The following is an 11,838-nucleotide window of genomic DNA, read 5'->3' on the forward strand; positions in this document are numbered from 1 at the left end:
ATTTGAACTATTCTATTTTTCGATATAAAAGCCATAGATTCACATATCTCTTGAATACGGAAAAGGCGCTTACATAAGCCAGAATAAAACCTTCTTTTCCATCCAAAAAACCCAAGCGGAAAACGAACTGATTCAAAAAGCGGTAAAATGGCCGGAAAAGGAAGTGGTAATAATTTGGTTTCTCTCCTTTTTTGTAGCGCATTTCGGCCTGCAGGGCGCTATATTGATGTGCCTTTGCGGTATATGCGTCAAAGGATTTATAGGTGTGATGCGGCAGGGAATTCTTTAAATTTTCACTCCTGCCGTTTACTTCCAGCGTTTCGTGCACCAAGTTTTCATTGTACCGGCAATGATTTTTATTGAAAAAACGAACCACGTAATCATTCTGCAGACCACTATAGCGAATACGTTTACCCATAAAATAGAAATCCCGTTTCACAAAAAAGGCAACCGCGGTTGAGTTTTTGCTTTTTTCCACAATTTCTTCGGCCAGTTGGGGCGTTATGGTTTCATCCAAGTCAAAAAAGGTGACCCAAGTATTTTTGGCTTGCGCAATCGCGAAATTCTTTTGCGATGAAAAATTGTCGAAACTGCGTTGCAAAACCCGAACCTTGGGCTGTTTTGAAGCTAAAACGACGGTGTCATCGCTACTGAAGGAATCAACTATAACAATTTCATCGGCAAACCAAAGACTCTCAATATAAGCCTCAATATTCTGCGCTTCGTTCAGCGTAATGGCTATAGCGGTGATTTTTGCGGGGTTTTCCAAAAATGGGCGGTAGTTTGCGTAAAAGTAATAATTTTACATGTATAAATTTGAAATGCGCTATGACGAAGCTCCCGATTTTAATGTACCATCACATTACCGAGCACGCCGGAAAAGGCCTGACTATTTCCGTGGAAAAACTTGAAAAACAGTTTAAATATTTGGCCGAGAGTGGTTATAAAACCTTTCATTTTAAGGAATTGCTGCAGCTAAAAGAGTTGCCCAAGGGCAAAAATATTGTAATTACTTTTGACGATGGCTATGTGAGCCAATTGAATTTGGCCATGCCATTGCTTAAAAAATACAAATTGAAGGCAACCTTTTTTGTGCCCTTAAATTTTTTGGGAAAAACGGATAGTTGGAATACAACTTCCTTGGAAATAATGAGAATTGAACAATTAAAATCCTTAGATCCGCAATTGTTCGAACTTGGTTTTCATTCCTATTATCACAAAAAATATACGGAACTTTCCAATGCCGAAATTGAAGCTGATACACGACGATGCATGGAATTTGTTTCAGAAATGGAATTGAATTTTGCGCCCGTTTTGGCCTATCCCTTCGGTAAATTTCCGAAGGAGAAAACCCGAAACGGCATTTTCAAAAATCTGCTTTCCCAAAATAAAATTGAATATGGCCTTCGAATAGGGAATAGAATCAATAATTTTCCCTTCAAAAAACCTTACGAAATTGAAAGAATTGACGTGAAAGGAGAATTTTCATTGTTAACGTTTAGACAGAAAATTAAATTTGGGAAACTTTTCTAGTTTTCTTTTTAATTAAGCTTTCGCTATATTTTAATCACTTCATTCCTCGATGAAGAAGCATCAACTTCACGTACCGTTCAAAAACACCATAAGCATTTACGGCAGCAACGGTCATTCCCGGCACCCCATCCCGAAATCCGCCTTTTAGAATGAAGGATCGGAAAAACCTATAGGTAGGTTTAAAAATTAGGTGGAGCCATGTGGCCTTTTTGCCTTTGTCAAATAATTGTTGCGCCTGAAACCAAGCATAACTTTCCTTTTTGGAAATATAGCTATCCAATCCTTTATAAGTAAAATGCAGCATTTTATTTTTCAGTTTCCCAATACTGCCAACGCATTGCAGCTTTTCGTGGACCGCACCGGAAAAATGTGCACCATCTCGTTTCACCAACCGTAGCACGTCATCACTGTGATTGTATAGAAACCGATTCATATAAAAATGTGGAAAATTTATTTTGTAGCCACCGTGCCGTGGTTTTTGCAGCGTTTCCTTTATTTCGTTTTCCAAGGAATGCGTAACGCGTTCGTCCGCATCAACAAACAGCACCCAATCGCCCGTGGCTTCCGCTAATGCGAAGTTTTTTTGGTTGGAAAAATTATCGAACTCACGTTGTAGAAATTTTGTTGCATATTTTTTTGCTATTTCCGATGTTCTGTCTGTGCTGAAAGAATCTACCACAATAACTTCATCTGCAAAACGGACGGAAAAAAGCGCGTCCTCAATAAATGCTTCTTCGTTGAAGGTGGGTATAATTACGGTTAGTTTCGGCATTTTAATTTAGCTTGAACAAAAGGAAAATTGTTATTCATTTCGAAATTACAACTTTTTGTTTCTTGAGCCAACTCCGCAAATAACTATATCTTTGCACAGATGAAGCAACTGGACACTTCCATAATTATTAGTACCTACAATTCCGCTGAATGGCTGGAAAAAGTTCTTTACGGTTACAACAACCAAACCTATAGACAATTTGAGGTGATAATCGCCGATGATGGTTCCACAGATGAAACGCGGCAGTTGCTCAAAAGGATGCAAGAAGAGGTTTTTTATTCCATTGTTCACGTGTGGCATGAGGATAAAGGTTTTCAGAAATCTCAGATTCTTAACAAGGCTATTCAACAATGCGGTACCGAATATATTATTATGAGTGATGGCGACTGCATTCCGCGGAAGGATTTTGTAGAGCAGCACGTAAAATACAGGGAGGAAGGGTTTTTTCTATCAGGCGGCTATTTTATGTTGCCGATGGACATTTCCAAAGAAATTAGCAAGGAAGATATTTATTCGGAAAAATGTTTCAATGTGAAATGGTTGAAGGAACACGGCCTGAAATATTCCTTCAAAAATAATAAGCTACGGTCGGGCCAGCTAAAGGCTTCGCTTTTGAATGCCTTTACAACCACAAATGCCAGTTGGAATGGCCATAACGCATCCGGCTGGAAGAAGGATATAATTGCCATAAATGGATTTGATGAGCGCATGCAATACGGTGGGCAGGACCGCGAACTTGGTGAAAGATTGATAAATTTGGGAATTCAAAGCAAGCAAATTCGCTACAATGCGGTGGTGCTGCATCTGGACCATCCACGAGGTTACAAAAATCAACAATCCATTGAAAAAAATTTAGCAATTCGGAAACAAACGCGAAACCAAAAAAAGAAATGGACTCCCTTTGGAATCGTGAAAAATGCCATAAATGTACCTTTCGTTTCCGTAATTGTGAGTACTTATAATCAGCCCGAGTGGCTACAAAAAGCACTTTGGGGTTTTGAGCAGCAACTTGAAAAGAATTTTGAAATAATCATTGCCGATGACGGCTCTACCATAGAAACGAAAGAGCTCATAGATTATTTTAAGGAAAAATCGTCATTGAAAATAACCCACGTTTGGCAGGAAGACCATGGGTTTCAAAAAACGAAAATCCTCAACAAGGCCATTGTTGCTTCCAAAGGGGAATATCTGATTTTCACCGATGGCGATTGCATCCCTCGGAATGATTTGGTCTCTACACATTTGGGCCTTAGCCGCCCCGGCTGTTTTTTGTCCGCAGGATATTTTAAACTTTCTATGAAAATTTCCAAACAGATAACTAAGGATGATATTGAAACCCAGCGCTGTTTCAATGCGAAATGGCTCTTAAAACACGGACTGAAAAAAACTTTTAAGATCAACAAATTGACATCGTATGGGTTTAAGGAAGATTTTTTGAATACTTTCACCCCAACAAGCGCCACTTGGGACGGAAACAATGCTTCGGGCTGGCGCAAGGACGTTCTGGCCGTAAACGGTTTTGACGAGCGCATGCAATATGGCGGCGAGGATCGTGAAATGGGGGAGCGGTTGATGAACTACGGCATTAAGCCACAACAAATAAGATATAGCACCGTAACCCTGCACTTAGATCACGAACGCGGTTATGTGACGAAGCAAATGTTTGTAAAAAACAAGGCCATCCGAAAAGTCACGAAACAGGAAAGACGTGTTTGGACCGAATTTGGAATTGTAAAATCGAAAAATCCGTTGCCGGTTGCAAGTGATGAAAATGTGAATATTTAAAAGAAATTACCCCAAATGATGCGCTAAGAACGGCTTGAGTTTTGAAAGAATCATTTCGGGTGTCAGTTGGTTGTAAAGCGAATTGGGATCTTCTTCAATATTTCTTCTTTCCTCCAAAGTAAAACTGCTGAAAAGATTGGGTTTTTCCTCCAATAAATGTATGGAATCGTGCTGATCGCCATCCTCAAAACTGCACCAATGTTCTTTGTTTACATATGGTGAATAAATGGTGAAAGTTGGTTTGTTCAAAGCTTTGGCTATATGAACGCTTCCCCCTTCATTGGAAACCAACAGCTCGCATTTGTTCATCAATTTTATAAACCCGCGAATGGAATCTTCATACAGGTCAATGTTAATTTGGTCTTTGTTTTCGCACATTTCAAAAACCATTTCTGCTTCAGCCTTTTGATTTGGCGCATAATTGAAAAGCACTGTGCATCGATAGTTTTGGGTAATGTAATTTATTATTTGAACCATGTATTCGTGAGGCATGGACTTTTGCGGCGTGCTGCCCAAAATGCCTAACATTATTACCGGTTTTTGTAGGGAATCAGTTCTGCCATATTGTTTTTCTTCGGCTGTAAGAAATATTTTTGGAGCATATTCCGGTTCCTTCAGTTCAAAAACGGAGGCTATCATATTAATTCTATCTTCTATAGCTTTTCCGCAATTTTTGGTGCGAAGTTCCAAATGGCTGATGGGATGGGTGTAAAATGGAAGTTTTAAATCCTTATGGGCGCGTTTTAAACCGATTCGATATTCTGCACCGGAAAAAAGGCAGATTAGCCTACTTTGCAATTTGGAATATGGATCGAAAATTATATCATATTCCTCCTTTTTTATTCTGGAAATAGTTTGGAAAAGCTTGGTATAACTCTTCAGTTCCTTTTCGCGGACAGCTATAATCCGATCTATATTCGGGTTGTTTTCCAAGACTCCCGCAGTGTATTCATAAACAAAATAGGTGACTTGGCTCTGCGGAAAAACTTTTTTTATATTGTTGGCAATGACAGAACTTATTAGCACGTCGCCAATTCTTTTGTTTTGTATTACAAGAATTTTCTTCATAAAGATTACCTTCGCAAAATACCTTTTTTAAAAGAATCTTTTTTAAAAATGCGCGAGAATTTTGTTATTGCTCCAAAATATTCCCACTTGGCCGAAACGTTAAAGGGGGTCCTCCATAATTTTTCCGAAAAAGGAAATTATGTAGCCCAGGGCGAGCGCAACATTATAAAAATGGTGCAGTTAAAAGGTACTTCCTTCAATATAAAAGCATTTAAGCAGCCCAATTTGTTTCAAGCATTGGTGTACCAATTCATCCGAAAAAGTAAGGCGAAGCGCTCCTTTGAATATGCCTCAAAACTTATTGGCCTGGGTGTTAAGACACCTTTTCCAGTAGCATATTTGGAAGTTTTTTCGTTTGGTTTGCGGCAAAGTTTTTACATAAGCGAGCATATAAATTATGATTTTGATTTTCGCGAACTAATCCATAATCCACAATTTCAAAAGCGAACAGAAATATTGAGGCAGTTTACGCAATTCACGTTTAAACTTCACGAGAACGGAATAAACTTTTTGGATCATTCGCCGGGAAACACTTTAATTGTGGAAGAGGAAAATGATAAATACGATTTCTTTTTAATAGACCTGAACCGTATGCGATTTGAATGTTTAGATTTTGAACAGCGCATGCACAATTTCCGCAGGTTGTGGCCCTCAAAAACAATGGTTAAAATCATGGCGCACGAATATGCCCAGCTTTATGGTAAAAGTTTCGAGGAAACCTATTCGCTTATGTTGAAGCACAGTCGCGCTTTTCAGAAAAAAATTAATAGTAAGAAATTGCGAAGGCGAAAGTAACGCTAGTTAAAAATAAGATAGAGAATCCACAAAATTCTTCCTCGCCTCTTAATTCCCCATAAATTTTTTTAATGGCCGCTGCCGGAATAAATATTTTCCGCAGTCTAAACCGCAACACCATACTCGCGCAAGGCGTCATTTAAGGATGTTTTTAAATTGGTGCTTTCTTTCCGTTTTCCGATAATTAAGGCGCAGGGCACTTGATATTCGCCAGCTGGGAATTTCTTCGTATAACTTCCTGGAATTACGACGGAACGTTCGGGAACGTAACCTTTTATTTCCAAAGGATTTTCCCCCGTTACGTCAATTATTTTAGTGGAAGCGGTAAGCACCACATTTGCGCCAAGGACGGCCTCTTTTCCAACGCGAACGCCTTCCACGACAATACATCGGGATCCGATAAAAGCGCTGTTTTCAATAATTACCGGGGCGGCCTGCAAAGGTTCCAAAACTCCGCCAATGCCCACGCCACCGCTAAGGTGAACGTTTTTGCCAATTTGTGCACAACTGCCCACTGTAGCCCAAGTGTCCACCATTGTACCTTCATCCACATAGGCACCGATGTTTACATAACTTGGCATCAAAATTACGCCCTTGGAAATATAAGCTCCATGACGCGCCACCGCATGCGGAACAACGCGAATACCTTTGGCTTCATAGCCCGATTTCAGAGGAATTTTATCGTGATATTCAAATATTCCAGCCTCCAAAGTGCGCATTTTTTGAATTGGAAAATAGAGCACAATAGCTTTTTTAACCCATTCGTTAACTTTCCATCCATCGGAGGTCGGTTCGGCGCAGCGCAGTTTTCCCTCATCACACAAATTAACAACCTCTCGAATGGCGACAATTGTATCTGTTTCGGTTAATAGGGAGCGATTTTCCCAGGCCTGTTCTATAGTTTTTTGAAGATCTGTCATTTTTTTTGAAGTTGGCTAAATTCATTATTTTTTAAAGCGTGCAGCTTGCCACAAATATAAAACCTCAATCTCAATTAACTTACCATTTTTAGCATACTATTTCCGAAACCCTTATTTTTGCCGTCGATATGGGAAGAATTTTGGCATTGGATTACGGGAGCAAGCGCACAGGTATCGCCATTACGGACGAGCTGCAAATTATTGCTTCGGGTTTAACAACCGTTTCCACTTCAGAATTGATGGATTTCCTGAAGAAATATATTGCTTCGGAAAATGTGGAACTGGTTTTAGTTGGCGAGCCAAAACAAAAGGATGGCACACATTCCGGCATTGAAGAAGAAATTCAAACATTTTTAAAGAAATTTTCTGAAATATTTCCGGCAATGAAAATACTGCGCATTGATGAACGTTATACCAGCAAAATGGCCTTCCAAACAATGATAGACAGCGGCCTAAAAAAGAAGCAGCGCCAAAACAAGGCTTTGGTTGATGAAATTAGCGCAACGATAATTCTGCAACAATATCTTTACAATAGTTGATGGTTGATAGTTGAAGATAGAAAGATTACATTTTAGAATCTGCAGCATCAAAAATCTATTATCTTATCGACTTAAAATAATTAGAAATATTAATAAAAAATAAAAATGGTTCTCCCAATAGTAGCCTACGGCGACCCGGTTTTAAGAAAGGAAACCGAAACGATAACAAAAGATTTTCCCAGACTGGATGAGCTTATTGAAAATATGTTCGAAACCATGTACGACGCCCGAGGCATTGGCCTTGCCGCGCCGCAAATAGGGGAACCCATCCGTCTTTTCGTGGTGGATGCCACGCCTTTTGAGGATGATGACGATCTTTCGGAAGCGGAACAGAAATTTGTGGCTGATTTTAAAAGAGTTTTTATTAATCCGCGCATGCTAGAGGAAACGGGAGATGAATGGGCGTTTAACGAAGGCTGCCTCAGCATTCCCGAAGTGCGTGAGGATGTTTTCCGACAGCGCAATATTGTGCTCGAATATGAGGACGAAAATTTCAAAAAACATAAGGAATCCTTCAACGGAATTGTAGCGCGAATCATTCAGCATGAATATGACCATATTGAGGGAATACTCTTTACTGATAAGCTTTCACCGCTGAAAAAAAGGTTAATTAAAGGCAAACTGGCCAATATTTCAAAAGGAAACATTAGCGTGGATTACCGAATGAAATTCCCAAACGCAAAAAAGAAACGTTAACTCGCTTGTATATATAAATCAAACCAAAGATATTTGCATCCAATAAATCATTTTAAAGGTATTTTATGAGTTTAGAAAAAGTGCTTTCCATTTCAGGGAAACCTGGGTTATATAAATTGAAAACCCAAACGCGAACCGGTTTTTTGGCAGAATCGCTTTTGGATGGCAAAACAATAAATGTAAGTGGCCGCCAGAACGTGAGTCTTCTTTCGGAAATTGCGGTTTATACCCTTAAGGAAGAAGTGCCACTTCGAGAGGTTTTTCAGAAAATTTCTGAAAAGGAAGATGGAAAGGAAACCCTTAGCCATAAGGCTTCAAAGGAAGAGCTGGAGGAATTTTTCTTCGAAGTGATGCCAGATTATGATGAAGATCGGGTTTACGCCAGTGATATCAAAAAGATGGTGCAATGGTATAACTTACTTGTGAAAAACGGCCTTTCCGATTTTTCTACACCGAAAGAGGCGCCAAAGGAAGAGGAAAAGGAGGCAAAAGTTGCCACTACCAAAAAAGCCGCTGGCCCAAAAACAGCAGCTGCCAAAACCGCCAATCCAAAAGCTTCCTCAACCAAAAAAGGAGGAGCTACCAAAAACGCCGCATCACGCAAAACCTAGAATTGAACAATTATTTTATAAGTTAAATCCCGAAAGCTGTTGGCTTACGGGATTTTTTTGTTACTTAATAAGAAATTTTAAAGTCCTTAATCTGCTACCTGCAACTAAAAGTCCAAAACAACTATGAATTCCCGCAAAGAACAGCTACAAGCCTTCAACAGATTGTTGACCATTATGGACGAGCTACGCGAAAAATGTCCGTGGGACAAGAAACAAACTATGGAAACACTGCGGCCATTGACCATTGAGGAAACCTATGAGTTGGGCGATGCCATTCTGGAGCAGGATTTACAGGAGGTGAAAAAGGAACTGGGCGATGTATTGTTGCATATCGTTTTTTACTCGAAAATTGGAAGTGAGACCAATGATTTTGACATTGCGGATGTGTGCAATGATATTTGTGAAAAATTGATATCCCGACATCCCCATATATATGGCGATGTGAAAGTTGCTGATGAAGAGGAAGTTAAAAGGAATTGGGAGAATTTAAAATTAAAAGAAGGAAAAAAAAGCGTCTTGGAAGGCGTCCCGAAATCATTGCCAGCCTTGGTAAAAGCGAGTAGAATTCAAGAGAAGGTCGCCGGAGTGGGGTTTGATTGGGAAGAGCCACAACAGGTTTTTGAAAAGTTGCAGGAAGAATTGGGCGAGCTTCAGCACGAATTAAACGAAAACAACAAAGAAAAGATAGAAGCCGAATTTGGCGATGTTCTTTTTTCAATGATAAATTATGCCAGATTTTTAAAGGTGAATCCTGAAAACGCTCTCGAGCGGACTAACAAAAAATTCATAAAACGCTTTCAATATTTGGAAGGCAAAGCCAAGGAAATGAACAAATCATTAAAGGATATGACCTTGGCTGAAATGGATATTTTTTGGAACGAAGCTAAAAAAGAGTAGTTAGTATTCAGCGGGAGTTTATTGTAATAAAAAATGCCAGATTCACGTCTGGCATTTTATAATTAATCTTCCCGAACTTCCTTAATTTTTGAAAGCTTCGCCTTCCAAACCTCGAGCTGTTCCTTGTGGCGCTCAATGTTTTTGTGAACTTCTTTCACCAAAGGATTATTCTCATCTACGTGATGGAAAAAGCCGAGATTATTTTCCAATTGGCGGATTTCATCCTTGGTTTCATCAATCTTTTTTGAAATAAAGAAATGTTCGTTCTGCAATTTTCTGTCGTCGTCGCGATTGACAAGTGTATTTAATTTATTGTCAAATTTTATTAGCTCCGTTTCCTTTTTCCCTAAATCTAATTTTCCGAACAGCGCATCCAATGTTTTGTTGAATTTCTGTTCAATATTTCGCTTGTTATATGGAACGCGACCAACTTCTTTCCATGCGGTTATAAATTCTTTTATCGATTTTAGGTCCTCTTTATGGTCACCGCTCATTTCAAAGGCAGAAAGTTTTTCAAGCATTTGCTGTTTGGATTCAAAATTTGCCAATTCCTCCTTGCCCGCTTCATTTTTCTGTGCATGTAACCTGTCAAAATAATGGTTGCAAGCTTTCTTAAAGCGTTTCCAGATTTTGTCACTATCCTTTCGTGGCACGTGGCCGATACTTTTCCACTCCTCTTGAATTTTTTTCATCAAAGCGGTTGTTGCTTCAAAATCCTCACTGTCCTTATTTTCCTCAGCAATTTTAATTAGTTCGCGCTTCTGCTCAAGATTGGTAAATTGGTCCTTTTTTTGGTTTTTATAAAAACTGTTTTTTTGACGGTTAAAGTCGCTAGTAGCATCTTTAAAGGCTTTCCAAATTTCTTTGTTATTTTCCCTTGGCACGCGCCCGGTATTGAAAAAGGAATCGCGCAGTTCCTGAACTTTCTTAATTGCGTTTTGCCAACCTTGGTGGCTCGGTTTTGCTTCTTCGGTGGCCTGTATTATTTCTTCAACTATTTGTTTTTTCTTTTCATAATTGGCTTCGAAATCCTTTTCCATATCGGCCAATTGCTCTTGGCGTTTGTCGTGGATAACTTTGGTCGCCTCGCTAAATTTATCCCAAACTTCATCTCGATATTCTTTAGCAACTGGCCCAATTTCTTCCTTCCACATTTTGTGTAGCATTTGCAGTTCCCGGAAAGCTTTGTTTATGTCGCTTTCCTGTGCAAGTTCCTCGGCGCGGGTGATAAGTTTTAATTTTGAGTCGAGATTATGCTTGAAATCCATATCGCGGAACTCACGATTCAAATGAAGAAAATCGTAGAAATTTTCAACGTGGTGATGATAGGTATTCCAGACAGTGTTGTATTTATCACGCGGAATTGCGCCGGCCAAATGCCATTTTTCCTGAATTTCCTTAAAATGTTTGTAGGTGGTGTTGATATTTTCTTCGGCGCTCAAAAGACTTTTCAGTTCCTCTATTAGCTCCCAGCGCTTGTCTAAATTTGCTTGAAGGTCCTTCTTAAGATTTTTATAGTGATTGTTTCGTTTCTCTTTATAATCAAAATAAAGGGAATTGAACTCTTTTTTTAATGGGGTGGTGTAATGAAAATCAATAATATTGCCGCCTTCAGCCAAAAATTCTTCCTTTTTTTGCTCCAGTTGGTCGTTGAATTTGTTATTGAATTCCGAACGAATTTCTTCCACATCGTGCTTAATATGTTGAATTTTCTTCGTTTTCAGCAGTGTGTCCAATGCTGCAACCAATTCACTTTCCGAAAGTGTGCTATAGTCCTTTTGTGCTTTTTCCTCGTGATCGTCATCCGCTTCTTCATCTTCGGAGGAGGCTACTTCTTCTTCATCATCTCCCTCCTCGGTAGCGTCTACCTTTTCGTTTGCAGGATTCTCAACCGATTTTTTTTCCTCAATCATTGCATCTGCAACCATATTCTCTTCTGCAATATCTTCAGAGTCTATGTTGTCGGTTTCCTCATTCACTGCTTCGGATTTTTCTATTTCCGCAGTAGTTTCATTTACATTAGATTCAACGTTTTCGGAATCAGCATTAGTTTCTTCCGTTGATTCGGTAAATGGTTTTTTCTTTTCGTTTTCCTGATTATTTAGCGAAGCCGAAGTATCCTGTGGCAATTTTTCGTCGGACATTTGTTTCAATGTTAAAGTTCCTATTTCTTAATGGGTCAAGATACTAACAACTGCGCAACTGGCAAAGAACGGGGCGTT

12 protein-coding genes and 1 pseudogene are annotated in these 11,838 nt (G+C 39.3%); 8 read left to right on the plus strand and 5 right to left on the minus strand.

Annotation, left to right across the window (positions count from 1 at the left end):
• Positions 1-7: 7 nt before the first annotated feature.
• Positions 8-769, minus strand: a complete 762-nt coding sequence (locus QRD02_RS11515) for a glycosyltransferase family 2 protein (RefSeq protein WP_290255106.1) — start codon at positions 767-769, stop codon at positions 8-10.
• A 59-nt stretch (positions 770-828) separates the two neighbouring features.
• On the opposite strand from QRD02_RS11515, the gene QRD02_RS11520 reads away from it, so the two are divergent.
• Complete coding sequence (locus tag QRD02_RS11520; RefSeq protein WP_290255107.1) at positions 829-1,533, plus strand: polysaccharide deacetylase family protein; 705 nt, start codon at positions 829-831, stop codon at positions 1,531-1,533.
• Positions 1,534-1,567: 34 nt separating this feature from the next.
• On the opposite strand, the gene QRD02_RS11525 is transcribed toward QRD02_RS11520, so the two are convergent.
• Positions 1,568-2,305 (minus strand): glycosyltransferase family 2 protein, encoded by a 738-nt coding sequence (locus tag QRD02_RS11525; RefSeq protein WP_290255108.1) that lies wholly within the window; start codon positions 2,303-2,305, stop codon positions 1,568-1,570.
• A gap of 99 nt (positions 2,306-2,404) precedes the next feature.
• Between QRD02_RS11525 and QRD02_RS11530 the strand changes: the two are divergent.
• Together QRD02_RS11530 and QRD02_RS11535 are read left to right on the plus strand one after the other, a co-directional pair.
• Positions 2,405-3,223 (plus strand): annotated as a pseudogene (locus QRD02_RS11530) (glycosyltransferase family 2 protein); the annotation flags it as partial.
• 30 nt (positions 3,224-3,253) lie between these two features.
• Positions 3,254-4,090, plus strand: a complete 837-nt coding sequence (locus tag QRD02_RS11535) for a glycosyltransferase family 2 protein (protein WP_353959580.1) — start codon at positions 3,254-3,256, stop codon at positions 4,088-4,090.
• Between the two features lie 6 nt (positions 4,091-4,096).
• Here the strand turns inward: QRD02_RS11535 and QRD02_RS11540 are convergent, their stop codons facing one another.
• Positions 4,097-5,158 (minus strand): glycosyltransferase family 9 protein, encoded by a 1,062-nt coding sequence (locus tag QRD02_RS11540; RefSeq protein WP_290255109.1) that lies wholly within the window; start codon positions 5,156-5,158, stop codon positions 4,097-4,099.
• A 48-nt stretch (positions 5,159-5,206) separates the two neighbouring features.
• Here QRD02_RS11540 and QRD02_RS11545 point away from each other — a divergent pair, with 48 nt between their 5' ends.
• Entirely contained in the window at positions 5,207-5,953 is a 747-nt protein-coding gene (locus QRD02_RS11545) for a lipopolysaccharide kinase InaA family protein (protein ID WP_290255110.1), read from the plus strand.
• Positions 5,954-6,057: 104 nt separating this feature from the next.
• Here QRD02_RS11545 and QRD02_RS11550 read toward each other — a convergent pair whose 3' ends face one another.
• Entirely contained in the window at positions 6,058-6,873 is an 816-nt protein-coding gene (locus tag QRD02_RS11550; protein ID WP_290255111.1) for a 2,3,4,5-tetrahydropyridine-2,6-dicarboxylate N-succinyltransferase, read from the minus strand.
• Positions 6,874-7,001: 128 nt separating this feature from the next.
• Here QRD02_RS11550 and ruvX point away from each other — a divergent pair, with 128 nt between their 5' ends.
• The 4 genes from ruvX (at position 7,002) to mazG (ending at position 9,616) form a co-directional block, all read left to right on the plus strand.
• Positions 7,002-7,412, plus strand: a complete 411-nt coding sequence (gene ruvX, locus QRD02_RS11555) for a Holliday junction resolvase RuvX (protein ID WP_290255112.1) — start codon at positions 7,002-7,004, stop codon at positions 7,410-7,412.
• Positions 7,413-7,517: 105 nt separating this feature from the next.
• A complete protein-coding gene (gene def / locus QRD02_RS11560) occupies positions 7,518-8,108 on the plus strand; it encodes a peptide deformylase (RefSeq protein ID WP_290255113.1) in 591 nt (196 codons plus the stop codon).
• 65 nt (positions 8,109-8,173) lie between these two features.
• Positions 8,174-8,719 (plus strand): DUF5606 family protein, encoded by a 546-nt coding sequence (locus tag QRD02_RS11565; RefSeq protein WP_353959579.1) that lies wholly within the window; start codon positions 8,174-8,176, stop codon positions 8,717-8,719.
• A 123-nt stretch (positions 8,720-8,842) separates the two neighbouring features.
• A complete protein-coding gene (gene mazG, locus QRD02_RS11570; RefSeq protein WP_290255114.1) occupies positions 8,843-9,616 on the plus strand; it encodes a nucleoside triphosphate pyrophosphohydrolase in 774 nt (257 codons plus the stop codon).
• Between the two features lie 62 nt (positions 9,617-9,678).
• On the opposite strand, the gene QRD02_RS11575 is transcribed toward mazG, so the two are convergent.
• Entirely contained in the window at positions 9,679-11,760 is a 2,082-nt protein-coding gene (locus QRD02_RS11575) for a DUF349 domain-containing protein (RefSeq protein WP_290255115.1), read from the minus strand.
• Between the last annotated feature and the right edge of the window lie 78 nt (positions 11,761-11,838).

This window comes from Aequorivita aurantiaca, assembly GCF_030410135.1.
Classification (GTDB): domain Bacteria; phylum Bacteroidota; class Bacteroidia; order Flavobacteriales; family Flavobacteriaceae; genus Aequorivita; species Aequorivita aurantiaca.